Genomic DNA, 17,504 nt, shown 5'->3' with positions numbered 1-17,504 from the left:
GTTACTCGGTGCTGGAGCGGCGTAGCCGAACCTGCTCCGGGTTCGGAACCCAGGGATGGTCCTCCCAGCAGTGAAGGGCGTGAGCACGGGGCGACTCGAACTCGGCTCCGCAGGATCCACACTCGTAGACATCGTCGGGCCAGGGCTCACTGACGTACATCGCTGTCACCGTCGTCCCAACCGGCTCGGGAGCTCCGCTTCGCTGAACGTACCGGTAGCCGCGAACCGTCCGTTGACGGATCGCAGTCTGGGCGATCTCGGCGGGTTTGCCGTCGGGGAGATACACCCAGCGAACGAAGTCGTCGACCGACTCCTTGGCCGAGGGCTGGAGGATGAACCACCGCTCGTGGGCATCCCGGAACAGGTAGCGTTCAGTTCCCCTGTTTTGGAGGTACACCGGGTCACCCTGGCCGGAGATGAGTCGCAGCCCCTGGGCCGGTGATATCGGGTCCAACAGTCGCTCGACTACACATGGATCGCGCTCCGGCTGGTTGTCCGAGTTTTCCTCTGCTGTGAACTCATCGAGACGAGCATTCGTAGTCACGGAGCCCACCGTCCGAGTGAGGACTGTTCCCGCTCAGACTCATCAGGAACTTCACAGAGGAACCGCCACTTTGGCCGCTCTCGGATTTGCTTGTCGGGTCGGTTACCTGCCTGTCCGGGCTCCGTTTTTCCGGCATAGTGCCAGCCCTTGTCTCTGAGCGCTTTGATCATCGAGCCATCGAAGTCAGCTCGCACGAACGTCAGCAGAAGGCGAACGCCTCGCCGCCGGCCGTGCCGACGCACGAACCGTTCCATCGACCGGGCGAGGGCAGCAGAGGCGAGGTTCGGGAAGTCGACGCCGATGCAGATCCGTGCTGCCTCGACGATCTCGTCACCCTCGTATCGCGTCCCGTCGTACTCCAGCGAGCGAATCAGCGGATAGCGCCACGTAATCGCACCCAGTAGCTGGTCCTGGTAACAGAGCCCGTGATGAACGAGGTTCGTCCGGGGAACACTGTCCATATAGGAATGATGGGCTTCGTAGATCGCGCCGGCGACGTGCCGCGGGATCGATTCGATATGGACGCGCTCTGCGAACCGCAACCCGAGCGGCGCCGTGACCGGCTGGCCGTCGCGATGAATGGGACACGAGCACCCCTCGGGAGTGCGCGTGTACTGGAACCCGGTACTCCGCCGCTGGCCGGGAGAACGTGTCTGAGTCACGAGTCAGTGCCGTCAGTCTGCTCTTGCCGATCGTTGTACCGTTCCAGTTCGCGACCGATTTTCTCGAGTGCCTCGACCCCGCGTTCGAGCAGCTGGTGGGTGGCTCGCGACAGTCGAAGCCTCTCCATCAGTACTCCCCCTCCGGTGGCTCGATGAGGTCGTTGCTCTCGTCGACGAGGGCACGGATGGCCCGCTCGACATCGGCATCGTCCGAAACCGTCCGGCTTGCCAGGGGTGCCGGATAGGCGCGATCGCCCTGACTGCAGAGGACGGCCAGCCAGCCGTCGGTTCCCTCCCCGAGCACGATGTAGTGGTCGTGATCAGCCCGCTGGAAGACTCGCCGGTCGGGGCGAGTGACCGTTCGCCAGTTCTCGGGGAGTGACGGTGACAGCTGCCCGCCGTCGGGAAGGGCGACGACGTCGTCGGTGATCGTCGCCATCGCCGCGTCGATTTCTTCGCCGGTGAGGTGCCAGCACGCCGCGGCCCCATCACACTTGAGCTGGCTGATCACGCGATTTCGGAACCCGATGTAGTGTTCTCGGGCGATCCGGGCGTCGTCGTAGTAGTCGAGGAGGAGCCCACAAGCGAGCTGTGCGGGCCCGCTTCCAGCATATCCCCACTCGAAGCCTGTCGGGCTGTGGTTGACCAGATCGAGACTTCGATCAGGAGTGAGACACTGGTGTTCGGAGAGATTCAGAACGACGGCGTGGCCGTCAACGCGAAAGCCGACGTATTCGACGGAGTCGTCGCGACGGTTAGCGAGCGCTTCTGTCTGGACTACGTTCGACGTGGGGCGTCGTGCGTTCCCGTTCATCGGTACGTCGCGGGAGTGGTAACCCCCGCACCCCTCTCGGGGGTTCTACAAACAGAACCGGAAACGCCCTCACCGTCCCTACTGGCTAGCTGCGGGGAACTCGAAGCCGTCAGTGTCGCTCCGTGACTCCTCCGAGTCGGTGGTTTCTGATTGGACTGCCTGGCGAGCGGCCACCAGTTTCTCGCGGCGATTGTCGACGCTCTGGTGGACGCTGATGTCGTGCTTCTCGCAGAGCGCTCGCTCGACCGCGAAGGTTATCCCGTCGAAATCGACCGCCGTGATGTCGACGTCCTCCGGTGACGGCATCTCATCGGCGACGTGGATGGCTCGCGACCAGGTATCTGACGAAATGTCGCTAGTTGGGAGTCGCCACTCGTCACCCGCGAGCTCTTCACGCAGGTACTGAGCGAACTCCTTGTAGTGGTCGAGCGCGATGTTCTTCGTCGCTGAATCGGCCAGCAGTGCTATCGCGAGCTGATCGATGCGTGCCTCGTCGGCCTCCGGCCCCCAGTCGAATCCACCAGGGGCGCGCCGCAGGACGTGGAGGTGCTTGTCCAGCACATCGCCATCGGGCGTGTACACCAGCTGTCCGCCCATACAGCGCTCACCTCGGTATGCTCGGCCGGCAGTCATCGGTAGCCACTCCATCGCCGTCCGAATTCTTTCGGTCGCCCCGGTGGATGCCGTGGACGGGAATCGGATGGACGATGGGCGGTGTCTGGACTATGGCCAGTCCCCCAAGTCCTCGCGTTTGCACCCCCCGCTGGTCGGGGACCGACGTACATCGGCTTTCGCGCTTGGCTCCGCTCCGTGACGACCTCCCGATGAAGCATCGTACAGAGCTCCATGACGCTCTCGGCGAGGTCGAACGCCGCTGCTCGCGACTGGAGGTCGTGCTGGCTGAAGAGGATCGTCCCATCAGCCCGGTCGACCCGGACCAGCCAGTCCGAGGGTCGCTGAACGTGGCAGAGGACGGACTTCGAGAACTCGTATGCGAAGACGAAGTGCTCGTCGTCTGTTCGGCGATACAGCCACCAGTGATCAGGTGCGTTTTCGCTGTCGCTTGCAGAACTCATCGATGACCCGGGACGGTCGTGCCGTCCCGCACCCCTTGTGGGACGGGAAAATACACTCCGGAGTCGGCGTGTCGTCTTACCGAAGCTGAATCGTATCCCCGTCGCGCTTGAGAACCTTCTTTGCAACGAGTCGGTCTATCGCGTCGTTGACGGCATCTTCCTGGTCGTCCGACAACGCTCGCACATTCGCAAGGACTCGCTCCCGGATGGCGTCGACGGTGTCGATGCCGTCGTCGACTGCTCCCAGAACAGTGTATTCGATCTCGAACTCTGTCGCAAATGCTTCGATACGGGAGGTGAATGTGTTCGGCAGTCCCGAGAGCGAATTCACCGCCATCTCGACCGTGAACAGCGGATGCGAACGATCACGGATCTGCTGTGCTTCCGTGGATCCGGTGTTGAATGGTCGCTGTTCGTCGATCTCGGTCAGAATCGATTCGTAGTCCAGCCCACGCTGGGCGTATTTCCGCATATCCTCGATGTCGCGGCGCCGGCCACTCGCGAGGTCCCCGCCGGAGACTGCTTTCAGCAGGAACATATCCTCATCCGAGAGAATGAACGCAGTTACGTAACGCCCGGTCCAGAACTCTTCGGCCCGGTCGTGCATCCGGTCGGTGATCCAGACTTTCCCGACGATCTGCCGTTCGAAGAGGTCGATCCGAAACCCGCGATCTTCGTAATGCAGTTCGACGGTTTTTCCGACGCCTTCGAACGACTCCGTTGGTTCGTCGACAACCGTGAATCCCTGCGACGTGAGCGTCTGGTAGACGTGCTCGAATTCGGACACTACACCCACTGCGAGATCGATATCTTCGGTTTGATCTTTCAATCCTCGGACCGTCATCGCCGATCCGCCAAGGAGATACACCGTCGCGGACTCCGACAGCCAGCTATCGAACTCCTCGAGGAACTCTTTGATCGCCTCGCCACCCGTGAATACAGTCATACGACCCCGTACTGCTCTTTGAGCGCCATAAATTCTGTTTCACTTGGAAGGACGACAGGGAACTCATCCGCGTCCTCAACCCCTCCCTGCAGTGCCTGGTACATCGCCGCGATCGTAGATTCCAGATCGTACCACGTTGCAGTGTCTGTGAGCGTCTCCTGGTCGATGTCCAGCTTTTCGATCAACAGCATTGCATAACTAACGCGGCGGGAGCCGCTATCGAGGACGAGCGTGTGACACACCACGTCGGTGGGCGTGAGTTCCTCGTCGGGTGCATACCAGAACGCGGGCTCACCTGCAAGGAAGAACTGCAGGCCGTACTCCTCGAAGCGACCGAGTCCGGACACCTGCCACTCAGGGGCGTCCAGTAGTGCGTCTGTATCCTCGGCGGTCTGCACGCGGACGAGCGCACGCTTCGGGTCGCACCATTCGACAGTTGCGCTCGGCGCGAGCTTTCGGGCTCGCGTTCGGTGCTCGTGGGTCACGACGGCCTGCGCGAACGCCAGCAGCGGTGCGAGGTCCTCGCTCACCGCATACTCGGGGCCGGACGGGGACAGCATCGCCCGATTTTTGAGCGGTGACAGCGCTTTGTGAACGCCTTGTCGCGTAATCTCGAGTCGTGCTGCAATCGCGGAGACGCGGCGGGGCTCGTCGAGAAACCAGCACACCTGGAGGGTGGCAGGCGAGAGGAGGGCAGCCCAATCAACGTGGCTGAGTTCCGACTGCAGCGTCCGGTACGCTTCAATGACCGGGTGGTCGGCGACACGGACGTGCCGCTGGTTGTTGGGGCCACGGCGTTCGACCACGAGCCCCGCGTCCAGCAAGTCATCGAGCACCTCGTAGATGTGTGGCTGTGAATACCCGGTTTCTGTTGCGAGGGCTCCTGGTGTCGCCTCGCGACCGGTACTCAGGGCGTCGATCACAGCGAGTCCGGCCTTCGAAATCATCTGTGTATACTCTAACACCCACTCGTATAAATACGTTTCTGTATTTAGGTTTACGAAGTTCCTATTCGGTGACGAGGTCGGTGAGTGCGTCCTCGAGCGGGCCGCGGAATTGCCAGGTTGCCCGTTCGAAAGCCTCGTCAGTCGGCCCGTCCCAGCGGGGGAATGCAGAGTGACCGCTCACCTTGACGGTCCACTCGGCGGGCTCGTCGAACGGGTTCTCCGTCGGGAGCTCCACCACATAGAGGTACTCCTCGTCGCCGTGAATGCCGTCAGCAGGAGCCTCGATACCGTGGCCCAGCAGGAACAGCGGCTGGTCGAGATGCTCCATGTTGGCCGGCTCGAGGAGGTCAGCGGGCTGGGCTGCGTCGATCGTTCGCTCTGGGTCGCCATCCAGATAGAGGCCGACCGTCGAGAGCTTGTCGAGGAACACGAACGTCGCGGCCGTGTAGCCCGGTCCGCGCTCGGCACGGGTCGCATCGAGCAGCTCTTTCAGCTGTGCGAGGTCCCGGAGGACGCTCCCCGGGTAGCCATCCGAATGCCGATACACCTGCGCGACGCGGTCGGCGCCGCCATCCGTCTCACCGGGCTGTTCGACTCGTTGGACGAATCGGAGTTGGCTCCGTGTCGACATCGGTACTCGCCGGCGCGTGTGCGCCGGCACCCATCGCCGGCGCAGAATAAACAGGCGCCTTCACGGCACCCGTTAGGATCTTGTCCCTTTCTCGCTACGGCGATGATAGGGCGTACGATGAACACGTCGAGAGAGTCCGGAGCTCCATTGGTGTTGCTGGAGACGTGACGAAGTCGGCAGTTCGAGATTGGAGAGCCCACTCGTCACTGAATCAACTGTGTATGGGTCCCCAGTGGGGACTACATCGTAGAACGATTCTCGCCGCTCTGTTGCCGAATGCAGGTGATGTCTGTCGGTCACCGGTAAGGTACGTGCCGTGGGAACTCCTTTGTGACTGTTCACCGTAGCGGCCGGTAGTGACATGTACGATTCGATTCTCCTCCCAGTTGACGGCAGCGAACACGCAGCCAAAATCGTCCATCATGCGGCCGAGCTCGCGCAGTGGACCGGGACGACGATTCAGCTGCTGTTCGTTGCCGATACGACTCAGGACAGCGTCACTGTTGTCGACGGGACCGTCGTTGATGCACTGGAACAGGAGGGAGAGACGATCGTCGCGGATGTCGCGGAGACGCTCGAAACTCTCGGTGTCGAGCACGACACCGACGTCGTTCAGGGCAGCCCAGCACCAACAATTGTCGACTACGCCGAGCGATACGACCACGACCTAATCGTCTTGCCCACCCACGGCCGGACCGGCATCTCACGCTATCTCCTTGGAAGCGTCACGGAGAAAGTGGTGCGCTTGTCCGATGTCCCCGTTCTGACCGCTCGAATGCAATCTGATGAGCAGCTAGCATTCCCGTACGAGAATATTCTTATCCCGACCGATGGGAGTCCTGCTTCGACTGCTGCCGCCAAGCATGGGCTGACACTTGCGGCGGCGCTTGACGCCACTGTCCACATCCTTTCTGTCGTGGATGTTACATCGCTGGGCCCTGACGTGCGCTCTGTGCTTTCAGATGACGAACTCGAGCGACCGGCAGTAGAGGCTGTCGAGGAGGTGGCCACGAAAGCCGATGAACACGATCTGGCATCCGTCCAAACGTACGTCGAACATGGGTCGCCTGCGGAAATGATCCGTGAACATATTGAAACGAATGAGGTCCATGCCGTCGTGATGGGGGCTAGTGGCCGCCGTGGCGTCGATCGAGTTCTTCTCGGGAGTGTCGCGGAAAAGACGGTCCGATCAGCACCTGTGCCGGTTATCACCGTCCACGATCAGTCGTAGCCGGTTGCGTTGGTCTTCCTGTGTTTATTCGATCTCGAGACTATCTGAGCCCCCTCAGCACTCTTACTGTTCTCATCCCATTCGAGTTCGAATTCGATGCTTAGCTCACCGGGGCCATCGGCCGGCCCTTCCCGTTCGGCTTTGACTTCGAATGTCGGACGTCCCGGGGGGTCCATCGTGACGGACTCTTCCCCCGCCCTCAGGGTGATGGAATCTCCTTGCTCGAGCTTTTCGGCGACGTTCCGAAGGTACGACGCGATTTCGTCTCGGTTCTGGGCACTCTCGGATTTGAACAGGACTTCTTCAGGCATACACTCCCACTTACACCCTCTACTCCGATAAGTGGTCCTCTCAATCTCACAACGAAAATTTTCTCGTTACGCTAGGTGGGAGACCTCCTTAGGCTCCTCGACATCGTCGAACTCTCCGCGCTTGACCGGCTCCCAATCCTCCCCAGGTGCTGGACTCCACCAGTCGACTTTGTAGGCCCCCGGTGCGCCGAGGATTTTCACCCGTGCCGAGCCGTCAGGCAGGTCGCGACGGAGCTTCTCGTCGACGTGAAGGTTCCACGTCGAGTCGGTGTCGAAGCACGCGAGCACAGCCTCCTCGTAGCCACGGTTTTCTTGGGACTCTCGGAGGACGACCTGCGTATTGCAGTTCTTGCAGAACACTCCCTCGAAGGGAATGTGGGTGAACAATTCCTGACCGCAGACGGGGCACCAGAGGAACTCGAACAGTGCCTCGCTGTGTCGGTCGAGTACTTCAAGACTCATTGTTGGGCCGACCCGGTTCGACCGGGTCACTCTCTCCGCCCCGGCCGAAAAACACCCTACGTGCGTCCGTTTTCAGCGTTCAGGGCCGTAGACGATACGTGAGGGGGCTTCGTACCCACAGTCCGGGCAGTTGTACCAGCGCTGGACCTTCGCCCCGTCTGCTGCCTTCTCGCCGACGAGGACGTCGTTGTTCGGACACTCCGAACAGTTCAGTTCGGGCGCTGGCCGCTCTCGAAGCGCATCCCGGAACGTTGTCGCCTCCTTCGTCTCGAAGCCTCGCGACCAGACCGGATAGCCGTCGACGAGGATCGCTCCCCGCCACTTGTATCGATAGGAGTCCGGAGCCCGGTGTAGCACGGCTCGGGCACCGGTCTCGGTGTTACGATACGCAAGTGTTGGCGTACGACTCTCCCGGGACCAGTTGGTGATTCTGGGCATTGTCAATCAGAAGTGAACGTCTGCGGGGACGATCCAGAGCGTCTGGCTGTCCTCGACTTCCTCGAGGACACGATCGAGCTGATCGCGGTGGCGAATCCCCATCGCGTGCTGGTCGTACATCGGGATGGAGGGCCCGTCGTACGCGCCGACCTGGTGGAAGGCGTGGCGGGCGAGGTCCTCGTCGCGCATGATCGCCTCGTCGCTGAGCTCGTCGAGCGCCTCCTTCACGCGGTCGAGATTCCGCTGGAACTCTTCCTTTGTGGCGTTCCAGGCTCGATCGAGCAGTTCACCGCCCTCCTCTGAATTGATGGGTGCTGCAGTCGGTAGGTCTCCCCAGCGAGCCTTCCCAGCTACCGTGGTATCCTCTTCGTCGAAGGTGCAGTAGTAATCAAACACGGCGCAGCCGTGGGGATTCGCGCCGACGAGACGGTCGAAGACTGCTTTTCCTTCGACCAGGGCGTCGTGCTGTGTCGGTGCCTCGACTAACGCGTAGATGACCATATGCATCTGGTTCACCTCGGAACGCCGACTCACCGGGCGCTGCTCGACACTGTCTGTTCGGTGCGCCGGCACCCATCGCCGGCGCTCGAAAAACTCGCTTCGCGAGATCGCGTTCAGGAATCGCCTGTCTGCTCGACGGTGATCGTCAGGTCGCCCGACTCGTAGTCGGCCTCGAAGTCGACGCTAAACGCGTCGGAGTCGTAGGCGGCGTGGTAGGCACGGTGCAGTTCGAGCGACCCGGTCGCCTTGAAGTGGAAGAACGCAGCCGAGGTGTAGGGTTTGCTCTGGGTTTCGATCTGCGTCTCGACAGAGGCCGGGAGCGCGATTTGTGGTGTGTCCGTATCGATACTCGCAGCGAACGCCTTCGCTTCCTCGACGGTTGCTTGCGAATGTGCGGGCGTCTCGCCGGTCAGCACGTTCACCGGTGTCTCCGTGTCGTCGGTGAACAGGACATCGTGGAAGGTGCGGGTCCCGAGGACTGCGTCGGGACCGAACTCGCAATCGTGGAATGGGTCGTCGTCTGGTTTCTCGGGCATCCAATCACGAGCCTACGGAGGGGCTCAGTCTCTACTGCCCCAGACAAACTGCAAATTGTCTCGATATAGCGAAGGAAAGTCGCGAAAGAGGAGCGTCCTGACCGCACTTTCCGCGTGCAGAGTCAGGTGTCGGAGAACCGGTCGGGCTCGATTCGCGACAATCGCATCGCGTTCCCAGTGACACCGAGGCTCATCCCCATATCACCGACAACGACCGCCAACGCAACGCTGACCAGCCCCAGTGGCACGCCCAGCGCGAGCAGGAACTTCACGCCGAGACTCGCCCAGATGTTCTGCCGGATCACGCCGTTGGCCGTATGCGACAGATCGTACAGATACGGGAGTTTCCCGACGTCGTCGCCCATCAACGCAATATCGGCCGTCTCAAGAGCGGTGTCGGTGCCGGCCGCGCCCATCGCGATGCCGACCTCCGCGGTGGCGAGCGCGGGCGCGTCGTTGATGCCGTCACCGACCATCGCGACCTCACCGTACTCCGCCTGTAACTCCTCGACAGCGTCGACCTTCTCGTCGGGCAGGAGTTCTGCGCGATACTCATCGACACCGACCTGCTCGGCGATGGCGCGGGCGGTGCCCTCGTTGTCGCCGGTGAGCATCACCACGCGCTCGACGCCCAGCTCGTGCAGGCGTTCGACGGCCCACTTCGAGGCCGGGCGCACCTCGTCGGCGATGGCGATCGCACCCAGCAGTTCCGACTCCGTCCCGACGATAACGACCGTCTTGCCCTCCCGCTCCAGCGCGGTGAGTGCATTCTCGGCGAACGCCCCGTCGTCGGCCTCGGCCGCCTCTTCCGCCACGACGCCGCCGTCCGTCTCGCGGCGTGCTCGAGCGAGGTCGAAGCCCAGCTCCTCGAAGAGCGCGGGCTTGCCCGCGTAGTACGTCTCGCCATCAATCTCCCCGCTGATGCCCTTTCCGGTGAGGCTCTCGAAGCCACTCGGGTCGGGCAGGTCGCCCACGCCCGCCTCCTCAGCACGGGTGAGAATCGCCGCAGCGATGGGGTGTTCACTGCGACGCTCCAGCCCGGCGGCGCGACGGAGCAGATCGTCCTCCGTGGTGTCACCGACCGGGACCACGTCGGTGACGGCGAGTTCGCCCTTCGTGAGCGTCCCCGTCTTGTCGAGCGCGACGGCATCCACTTCGCCCATCGCTTCGAGGTAGTTGCCGCCCTTGATCAGGACGCCGTTCTTCGCGGCGCTGGTGATGCCCGACACCACCGAGACGGGTGTGGAGATGACGAACGCACACGGGCAGGCGATCACCAGCAGAGTGAGCCCCCGGATGAACCACGTCTGCCAGTCGCTCGCGAAGGTGAACCCGTATCCGGCTAGGTCGACCGAGATGGGGTCGGCGATAACCAGCGGCGGGATAGCGGCGGTCAGGATTGCCAGCACGACGACGAGGGGTGTGTAGTAGCCGGAGAAGCGGTCGACGAACTGCTCGGACTCGGTCTTCTTCGCCTGTGCGCCCTGGACCATCTCGATGATGCGCGAGAGCGTCGAATCGCCAGCGGTCGAGGTGACCTCTACCTCGAGGTACCCCTCTTCGTTGATCGCGCCGGCGTAGACCTCGTCGCCGGCAGTCTTGTCGACGGGGACGCTCTCGCCCGTTATCGGCGACTGGTCGACTGCACTCTCGCCTTCGATAACCGTTCCGTCGAGCGGAATCTTGTCGCCGGGGCGGACGACGACGGCCTCGCCAACGTCGACCTCCTCGGCGGGAACGGTCACTTCCTCACCATCGCGAAGGACGGTCGCCTCGTCGGGTGAGAGTTCCATCAGCTCGCGCAGGGAGTCCCGTGCCCTGTCCATCGCGTAGTCCTCGAGGAGCTCGGCGATGCTGAATAGGACGGCCAGCGTAGCGGCCTCGACGAAGTAGCCTATACCGGTCGCCGCGATGATCGCCGTCCCCATCAGTAGGTCGATGTCGAGGCTTCGGTTCTTCGCGGAGTAGTACCCGCTACGGACGACCGGGACGCCGCTGGCGACGGTTGCCACGAGGAAGAGTACGTCCGCAATGTGAAGCGGGTAGTTGAGGACACTTGCGATGGCGATGTTCTGTCCTGCGAGGAGGAACTCGAAGAGGAGCCCGACGGTGAGGAACGCCGCTCCAATCCACGTCTTCTTCGCTCGCGGGCTCGTCCACACCTCTGACGGGGGAGCAATCTCCATCCCGCCTTCCGATGTCTCTTCGGTGTTGTGTCCACCGTTGACGACCTCGTAGCCTGCGTTCTCGATTGCCTGAACAACCTCCGCCTCGGTCGTGCGGTCGGAATCGTAGGTGACGCTGGCTGTCCCGGTTGTCGGTTGGAGCGTGGCGTCGACGACACCGTCGACGCGCTGGAGGCTCTTGTCGACCTTTTGGGCACACGAGGGACAGTCCATCTCGGGGACGGTGAGGCGGGCGGTCAGCTCCCGTCGCTGCCCGCCGCCGCTCGCTGGCCCCGTTGTATCCGCATCCGGGTTCTCTGCCATCACCTTACGGTAGGAGCGGGAGTTCGATATGTCTTTGTTGGAATATTCCAAACCCGTGCGTTAGCGCGATGCCAGCCGTTCTTCCGTGACCCGCTCGCCGGCGACGTGTTGCTTCGCCAAATGTTCTTCCGCCCGACGGAGTCGGTAGGTGAGTGTTGACCGCGGCACGTCGAGATGCTCGGCGAGTTCGCCGACGTCGACCTCGCGGGGTGACTCGTAGTAGCCGTGTTCGACCGCGGCCTGAAGCGCGGCCTCCTGGGCTGGCGGGAGGCCGCTCGGTGTCCCGTCGCGTCCCCCAGCTGCTGTCGTCGTGTCCGCTGTGCGGAGCATCTCCATTTGTGCACACTCCCCGACGGCGACCTCTAGCGCGTCGAAGAACGCCGCCACGTCGCCATTGCCGGAGTGGATGAGCCGCCACGTGTAGTGGCGACCCTCGTGACGAGTCTCGAACAGCACGCCGTCGCCGAGGTGGTCGCGAGCGATGTGGGGGACTGAGGCGCAGGTAGGGGTGCGCTCCCAATCTGAGTAGAGGATGAGCGCGTCGTCCGTGCGGTCGAGGACGCGGGTGGTCTGTGTGGCGTTGCAGTCCTCGGTGGCGAGACAGTCAGCGTAGTAATCGCCGTTGAGAAAGGCGTCCTCGATGGCGTCGAGCGCCTCAGGAGTTCCGGTGGCGTGGTCGACCCGCCAGAGCTGCTCGGCAGTGGCGTGCAGCGAGAGCGAGCGAACGCGAGCGTCGGGGTGGTCGGCGAGGGCGTCCGCCACCCTGTTGCAGCCGGGCTCGTATTCGAGGGCGAAGACGAGTTCGCGCATATCCTCGTGTACGGCCTACTACGACATAACCCATGGCCTGCAGCGTTGTCGACCAGTGGACCTCAGATCACGTCGTCCGGGTCGTGGACCTCCTCCATTCGCTGCGCTTCGGCCGCGTATTGTTCTTGGAGGTCGGAGTCATTGACCGTGCCGAGATTGTCGGGTTCAGCGTCGACTGCTGCCGTCGTATCTCGGACGTCGGTGAATGAGGTTAGTGCTCGTTCCTTCCGATAGTACTGTTCGCCATCGGGTGTTGCGTAGGTGAGGATAATCAGGTTCTGTTCATCATCGGAGTACGTCCGTTCGACAAGCCAAACACGAATGTCGCCTTTAGGTTGATTTGACATACTGGGGAGTTTCCCGGTATCCACTAAGGGATTGGTGTTACGTCTTGCCGAGGCTCGCCTTCTCGAAGGGTGATTCCCCGGTCGGAATGCGAAGCTCCTGTCGGTCTCCGACCCGCTCGGCCAGCTTCCGTTTTAGGTACTGTCTCGCCGTCGACGGCGTGAAGACGCCCTTGTCGAGCATGTCGCCGACGACGTCTTTGAGGGCCGCGAACTGTCCCTGTAGGTGGCCGTCGCCGACCGGCTCGCCGTCGTACCAGCGCACCGTCGCGAGCGCGCCGTTCCCGACCGTCTCTCCCTGTTCGACTGTCTCCGAGTCGTACTGCAGGCCGAACCACAGCGTCCGGTAGGCGGTCACCTCGAACGTCGTCGACACCACGAAGAACGCCTCGTGGTGGAGGTAGTCGAGATGGTCAGCGACGATCTCGTCGAGGGTGAGCGCGGTGGCGCGGGGCTTCGGCTCGACGACCGTCGACGGTCGGTCCTCGTCAGCGAGGTAGCCGTCGACCGCATCTGCCTCGAGGCCATCGGCCAGTTCCGCCAGCAGCTGCTTCGCCCACTTCGAGTCGGTATCCTCGCCACCGAACGGCGACTTAGCCGAGATTCGGTGCTTGAGCTTCAGGTTCGCAGCACCCCAATGAGAGTAGTGGAGCGTGTACTGTCCGTCGGTTCGTTCGTACGCAACGAGTGCGCGGTGGCCCATTTGAACAATCACCTCGCAGGGCGACCCACGACTGGATCGCCCCGCACCCCTCCCGGGGAATGAACAACTCTACTCGTCGATCGGGTTGGGGGAACTGAGGTCCGCGTGGAGGACTTCGCCGTCGCGAACGACGTACCGCTTCGCTAGCACCGGGAAGCGACATTTTGTGAACCCGGCTGTCTGGATGTCGAGCTTCTCGTCTACTTCGAGGTGGTCGGCGAGTTCTCGCAAGAATTCGTGGGTCACGATGCCGCCCTCGTAGTCCGGGAGGCCGTTCTCGCGCGCCTCGTACACTTCGAAGTCATCATATCCCCAGATGGTGAGTTCGCCCTTGTCGGTGACCTCCCAGTTGAGCGTCCCGAAGCAGTAGCTCTCACAGAGTTCACGGACTGCCTGAGGATCCGATACGATTGCGCCGGTGGACGTCGTCGCGGCTTGCAGTGTCGCCATGTCTGGACTCGCGGGGAAGCCCCGCACTCCTCTTGGGGGACAATAAACCGACTCTGGAGGTGCCCCTAGCGTGGACGGCGACGCCGGGTTAGGAGTCTGTTGGGGCGTCTGGCCCGCTTCCGTCCTCTGGTCGCGTGAGGAGACTCACTTCTTCCAGGAGGTCTCTCGCGGTCTCGACTCGCTCTCGATCCGTATCGTCCAACCGGTCGACGTCGAGCCGGCTGAGATTGCTGAGTACACGATGCATCCGGTAGCCCTGTTCGACTTGCTGATTCATCGAAGCGCCTCACCACTCGCCGGCGCGGATAGACACTCCACGTGACTGTGGTCGGACTTGAGGGTACTCACCGTGTTAACCAACGGAAGCCATCTCCACAGGGATTTGTTGGTTAACCGGCGAGCGTCTTCCCGCACTAATCGGGAGCAGGTCCGTAGCGACCTGTGCCGCACACTTGGCACTCCCAGATTGGCTGGCCGGTCCAGGTCTCGTCAGGGAGCGACTCGCGTGTACTGAACCGATGTTCTGTTTCACTCGTACAGTGCTGGCACTCCAGGGCTGTCACGGTCGGAATTTCGGTTCCGGTACTGGTGGATTTAGTTTTCTGGGGTACTGTTTCAACAGCGATTGCTGGAACGATCCACAACTGGTCGCCGCCGTTGAGAATGTGCCCGAGCGACGACTTATCACGGATTCCCTGGCCACGCTCGTCATAGACGCGTGGGATCTCCGTCTGAGGACGATCGCTCCACTCATCCCACGGTGTCCGCTCACAGGCCGTTGTTAGCAACGCGTCGCCAGCCGCTGAGGACACTTCGGTAGCAGCGGGGAGCGTAGGCCAGCGTTCGGTTAGCTGGGGTGCGGGCTCGTCGTCGAGATCGTAGATGAGCGTACAGTCGTCGATGGGTTCGTCGGGACCTGACGTGAGAAGTGTCGCTGCGGCTGCTCCCTTTGCCACGGCGCCGTAGAACGTCCCTGATTCGACGAGGAACTGGATCACACCACGGAGTGTCTGCTCGGAACTCGCAGCTTCCGACGCTGACGCGGTCTCGAGTTCGTGTTCGAGACAGAACCGGCATTTTCGCTGCGACGTCGGGATCGATGCGCCACAGGAGACACAGGCTCGGTCTGTGTCGGTTGTTCCGTCCGGATACCCACCCGAATGTGAGGCTTCGCGCTGACGGGTTGGCTGGCCGTCCGCTGGCTGATCCAGCGCTGGATCCGGCACCAGAGCCCCTTCCCCGACTGGTTGGAACGCGTCTCGGTCCGAGTTGCGGTCAGTCATCGACTCGCTCCGCGTTTCCTTCGGTTTTGTATGTAAACTCAAGGGTGAGGAACTGCGGGGACGGATTCGGTGACGACGAGATAAACTTGGTTGCCTGAGACGAAGTCAGTCTCGGAGCTCGGCGACTGCTTGACCGACCTCGCGAACGTGTTCACTACGCTCGATATCGAGCTCTGCAGACAGATACTCGAGGGTCTCTTCGAGGTCCATACGCCGTAGTAGACTCTCCGGCTGTATGTAGGTACTCCTCTACCGGATGCGCCTCAGATCGCTTGGAGTTCGTCCCGCCGGCTACGAAGCGTCACGACTGACACCTCCGCTGCCGACGCAACGGTGGATTGGGTGATCCACGCGCCCTGCTGCTGGGCGGCCAGATAGACGCAGGCGGCCGCGATGCCTGATGGCTGACAGCCGTTCATGAGAGCTGTCCCCTCGGCGCGTTCTGCGAGTTCGTTCGCGCGTCGGCGAATGTCGTGGTCCAACTCCAGCTCCGAGATCAGGCGCGGAATGAACGACGTCGGGCGCATTGGTGGTGTCGGCAGCTCCAATTCGCGATTCAGTATTCGGTAGGCGTTGGTGACACGAGTGGACTCGACTCGGGCGGCGTCGACGACATCCTCGAGGAGGAGCGGGTGTTGGTTACACCGGCAGGCACCATAGATGCTCGCTGCGCCGATGGCTTCGATGGATCTGCCACGAAGCAGATCCTCGTTCTGGGCGCTCCGGAAGAGCTGGCACGCCTGGTCGCGAAGCGACTCGGAGAGCTCGAGCGCACTCGCTAGCCGGCGCACCTCGCCCAACCCGTGTGCCAGATTCCGTTCCGCTTTGGACTGCCAGCGACCACGGGTCTGTTCACGTCGCATCCGGGCCAGCCGCCGGCGTTTCTGCCCAGAGAGTTCATTCCCGTGTGCATCGGTTCCGTGGCCGATCTCGGTCGAGAGGCCTCGGTCGTGCCGCGCTGCCGTCAGCGGAGCACCCGTCCGTTCCCGCTCGTCCTCATCGTACGCTCGCCACTCCGGCCCGTGATCGAGACGTTGCTCTTCGATGACGAGGCCACAGTCCTCGCAGACCGTTTCCTTGACGTTCGTGATGACGTATCCATCGCACTCGGGACATTGGTTGGTATTCGAGTCTGTCTGGGCGTCTTCGTCGAATCCAGTCTCGTAGATGTCTCTGGTTGCCATTGTTCTCACCGCTGTTTGGGAAAACCGCCGATACGGCGAGCCCCTCACCCATTGAGGGGATAATAGACTCTACGCAGGACTGAAGTGCCTGACTGGGGGCGGGGAAGATTGATATACGATGCTGTGCCCCGAACGTTCGCACAAGGTATAATACATATTCCTAAGAAATTGCGCTATGGTTGAGGTAACGGGTATCGGCGTTTATAGCTGCGTCAAAACGGAGGATGACGATAACCCCGATCCTTCGACGGTAGGCGTCCTCGACAGCGAGGATCTTACCGATGACGCAGGCGCTGAGGCCTCCCGCATCTGCGAAGAACTGATTGGTACAGCACTTGACAAGAAATATGGGGAGACGAAGAGCGCCCGTAACCACCGGTTTAGCGCCGAGGCTGAAGTTGAAAGGACCGAAGACGGTGAGTCAGTTATCGACGTGCTTGAAGCGGTCAGGAACGATGGAGATATCGAAACCTGCAGCGAACGCATCGCAGACTGGTATATTACGGAGATTCAATCTCGCTCGGACCTGATTATTGTTGCTCCGTTCGAGGAATATGATCGGGAGTTCGTCGCAGTAATCAAGACACCGTTCCTACCCGACGCTCATGAGATCGACACCGAGGAAGTGTTCGTCGAGCATGAACGTATCATCCGGGAAGAGACGGACAAGAGCATCATCTATCCCTTCTATGACGAGTTTGAGGATGAATCGGACATAACACGGGCCCACGTCTATCAACGGTATGGGAGCCAACACTACGCGAAATACTGGTGGAGATTCCTTCGACTCGAGGAGCAGAAGCATCCCGACGAGTTCGTTGAAGACTCCATCGGACAGCGGTTGGATGGAGAGGATGGCGCGTTCGACTCATTAGATGACTTTGTTGACTATGCGTCAGAGGAGTTCGATGATGACATCGGGCAGGAGGCGACAGTCTCTGTTGAGATCGCGAACACGTCATTCCAGCTACCGCTGAGCGAATTCCAGCAGCAGGATAACGTTCAGCTGGCGAAGGAAGGTAATACGTACTACGTCGTTCTATCAGGGACAGAGCCACAGATGACCGTCGGGTCCGGGAGAAACAAGCGGAGCCTGTTCGATGAAATCGACGACCTGCCTCGTCCCAGCGACCTCTTCTGAC

22 protein-coding genes and 1 pseudogene are annotated in these 17,504 nt (G+C 61.7%); 2 read left to right on the top strand and 21 right to left on the bottom strand.

All coding sequences use genetic code 11. From position 1 onward, the window contains the following. Position 1: 1 nt before the first annotated feature. The 8 genes from RJT50_RS17465 to RJT50_RS17430 all read right to left on the bottom strand — a co-directional run bounded on the left by RJT50_RS17465 (position 2) and on the right by RJT50_RS17430 (position 5,620). The gene (locus tag RJT50_RS17465) at positions 2 to 544 is read right to left on the bottom strand and encodes a hypothetical protein (protein ID WP_123124808.1); all 543 of its coding nucleotides are present in this window, start codon (positions 542 to 544) and stop codon (positions 2 to 4) included. Next, on the bottom strand, positions 541 to 1,206 hold the full coding sequence (locus RJT50_RS17460; protein ID WP_123124740.1) for a hypothetical protein: 666 nt from the start codon (positions 1,204 to 1,206) through the stop codon (positions 541 to 543). The genes RJT50_RS17465 and RJT50_RS17460 overlap by 4 nt, the downstream gene beginning before the upstream one ends. Beyond that, positions 1,203 to 1,334: a hypothetical protein gene (locus tag RJT50_RS17455; RefSeq protein ID WP_280141423.1), complete on the bottom strand. Its 132-nt coding sequence runs from the start codon at positions 1,332 to 1,334 to the stop codon at positions 1,203 to 1,205. The genes RJT50_RS17460 and RJT50_RS17455 overlap by 4 nt, the downstream gene beginning before the upstream one ends. After that, positions 1,334 to 2,020 (bottom strand): DUF6166 domain-containing protein, encoded by a 687-nt coding sequence (locus tag RJT50_RS17450; protein ID WP_313696083.1) that lies wholly within the window; start codon positions 2,018 to 2,020, stop codon positions 1,334 to 1,336. Before RJT50_RS17450 ends, RJT50_RS17455 begins: the two co-directional genes overlap by 1 nt. Before the next feature lie 78 nt (positions 2,021 to 2,098). Further along, positions 2,099 to 2,653 carry a DUF6166 domain-containing protein gene (locus RJT50_RS17445; RefSeq protein WP_123124742.1) on the bottom strand — a complete coding sequence of 185 codons (555 nt, stop codon included), beginning with the start codon at positions 2,651 to 2,653 and terminating at the stop codon, positions 2,099 to 2,101. 519 nt (positions 2,654 to 3,172) lie between these two features. Beyond that, positions 3,173 to 4,042: a hypothetical protein gene (locus tag RJT50_RS17440; RefSeq protein ID WP_123124744.1), complete on the bottom strand. Its 870-nt coding sequence runs from the start codon at positions 4,040 to 4,042 to the stop codon at positions 3,173 to 3,175. Continuing rightward, positions 4,039 to 4,989, bottom strand: a complete 951-nt coding sequence (locus RJT50_RS17435; RefSeq protein WP_123124745.1) for a helix-turn-helix domain-containing protein — start codon at positions 4,987 to 4,989, stop codon at positions 4,039 to 4,041. Before RJT50_RS17435 ends, RJT50_RS17440 begins: the two co-directional genes overlap by 4 nt. A 61-nt stretch (positions 4,990 to 5,050) precedes the next feature. Further along, complete coding sequence (locus RJT50_RS17430; RefSeq protein ID WP_123124746.1) at positions 5,051 to 5,620, bottom strand: hypothetical protein; 570 nt, start codon at positions 5,618 to 5,620, stop codon at positions 5,051 to 5,053. A gap of 361 nt (positions 5,621 to 5,981) precedes the next feature. Between RJT50_RS17430 and RJT50_RS17425 the strand changes: the two genes are divergently transcribed. Next, positions 5,982 to 6,851: a universal stress protein gene (locus RJT50_RS17425; RefSeq protein WP_310930731.1), complete on the top strand. Its 870-nt coding sequence runs from the start codon at positions 5,982 to 5,984 to the stop codon at positions 6,849 to 6,851. 24 nt (positions 6,852 to 6,875) lie between these two features. Here RJT50_RS17425 and RJT50_RS17420 read toward each other — a convergent pair. From RJT50_RS17420 to RJT50_RS17360, 13 genes and pseudogenes are all read right to left on the bottom strand, one after another. Next, positions 6,876 to 7,162 (bottom strand): annotated as a pseudogene (locus RJT50_RS17420) (amphi-Trp domain-containing protein). A gap of 66 nt (positions 7,163 to 7,228) precedes the next feature. After that, positions 7,229 to 7,624, bottom strand: a complete 396-nt coding sequence (locus RJT50_RS17415; RefSeq protein WP_123124809.1) for a DUF7567 family protein — start codon at positions 7,622 to 7,624, stop codon at positions 7,229 to 7,231. Positions 7,625 to 7,696: 72 nt separating this feature from the next. Further along, positions 7,697 to 8,062: a DUF7568 family protein gene (locus tag RJT50_RS17410; RefSeq protein ID WP_123124747.1), complete on the bottom strand. Its 366-nt coding sequence runs from the start codon at positions 8,060 to 8,062 to the stop codon at positions 7,697 to 7,699. 6 nt (positions 8,063 to 8,068) lie between these two features. Continuing rightward, positions 8,069 to 8,569 (bottom strand): DUF7995 family protein, encoded by a 501-nt coding sequence (locus RJT50_RS17405; RefSeq protein WP_123124810.1) that lies wholly within the window; start codon positions 8,567 to 8,569, stop codon positions 8,069 to 8,071. Positions 8,570 to 8,676: 107 nt separating this feature from the next. After that, complete coding sequence (locus RJT50_RS17400) at positions 8,677 to 9,099, bottom strand: DUF8025 family protein (RefSeq protein ID WP_123124748.1); 423 nt, start codon at positions 9,097 to 9,099, stop codon at positions 8,677 to 8,679. A 122-nt stretch (positions 9,100 to 9,221) separates the two neighbouring features. Further along, the gene (locus RJT50_RS17395) at positions 9,222 to 11,588 is read right to left on the bottom strand and encodes a heavy metal translocating P-type ATPase (protein ID WP_313696081.1); all 2,367 of its coding nucleotides are present in this window, start codon (positions 11,586 to 11,588) and stop codon (positions 9,222 to 9,224) included. A gap of 60 nt (positions 11,589 to 11,648) precedes the next feature. Next, positions 11,649 to 12,398, bottom strand: coding sequence for a helix-turn-helix domain-containing protein (locus RJT50_RS17390; RefSeq protein WP_123124749.1), 750 nt, complete (start codon positions 12,396 to 12,398; stop codon positions 11,649 to 11,651). A gap of 62 nt (positions 12,399 to 12,460) precedes the next feature. Continuing rightward, positions 12,461 to 12,745 (bottom strand): DUF7967 family protein, encoded by a 285-nt coding sequence (locus tag RJT50_RS17385; RefSeq protein ID WP_123124750.1) that lies wholly within the window; start codon positions 12,743 to 12,745, stop codon positions 12,461 to 12,463. Between the two features lie 37 nt (positions 12,746 to 12,782). After that, positions 12,783 to 13,445 (bottom strand): DUF6735 family protein, encoded by a 663-nt coding sequence (locus RJT50_RS17380; RefSeq protein WP_123124751.1) that lies wholly within the window; start codon positions 13,443 to 13,445, stop codon positions 12,783 to 12,785. A gap of 69 nt (positions 13,446 to 13,514) precedes the next feature. Continuing rightward, complete coding sequence (locus RJT50_RS17375) at positions 13,515 to 13,895, bottom strand: hypothetical protein (protein WP_313696080.1); 381 nt, start codon at positions 13,893 to 13,895, stop codon at positions 13,515 to 13,517. Between the two features lie 88 nt (positions 13,896 to 13,983). After that, the gene (locus tag RJT50_RS17370; protein WP_313696079.1) at positions 13,984 to 14,172 is read right to left on the bottom strand and encodes a DUF8012 family protein; all 189 of its coding nucleotides are present in this window, start codon (positions 14,170 to 14,172) and stop codon (positions 13,984 to 13,986) included. Between the two features lie 136 nt (positions 14,173 to 14,308). Then, the gene (locus RJT50_RS17365) at positions 14,309 to 15,178 is read right to left on the bottom strand and encodes a biosurfactant protein 1 (protein WP_313696078.1); all 870 of its coding nucleotides are present in this window, start codon (positions 15,176 to 15,178) and stop codon (positions 14,309 to 14,311) included. 263 nt (positions 15,179 to 15,441) lie between these two features. After that, positions 15,442 to 16,362, bottom strand: coding sequence for a transcription initiation factor IIB (locus RJT50_RS17360; RefSeq protein ID WP_313696077.1), 921 nt, complete (start codon positions 16,360 to 16,362; stop codon positions 15,442 to 15,444). Between the two features lie 175 nt (positions 16,363 to 16,537). Between RJT50_RS17360 and RJT50_RS17355 the strand changes: the two genes are divergently transcribed. Further along, positions 16,538 to 17,503 (top strand): hypothetical protein, encoded by a 966-nt coding sequence (locus RJT50_RS17355; protein WP_313696076.1) that lies wholly within the window; start codon positions 16,538 to 16,540, stop codon positions 17,501 to 17,503. Position 17,504 lies beyond the last annotated feature (1 nt).

This window comes from Halobaculum sp. XH14, assembly GCF_032116555.1.
In the GTDB taxonomy this organism is placed as follows: domain Archaea; phylum Halobacteriota; class Halobacteria; order Halobacteriales; family Haloferacaceae; genus Halorarum; species Halorarum halobium.
This window is presented reverse-complemented; position numbering and strand designations above follow the sequence as displayed.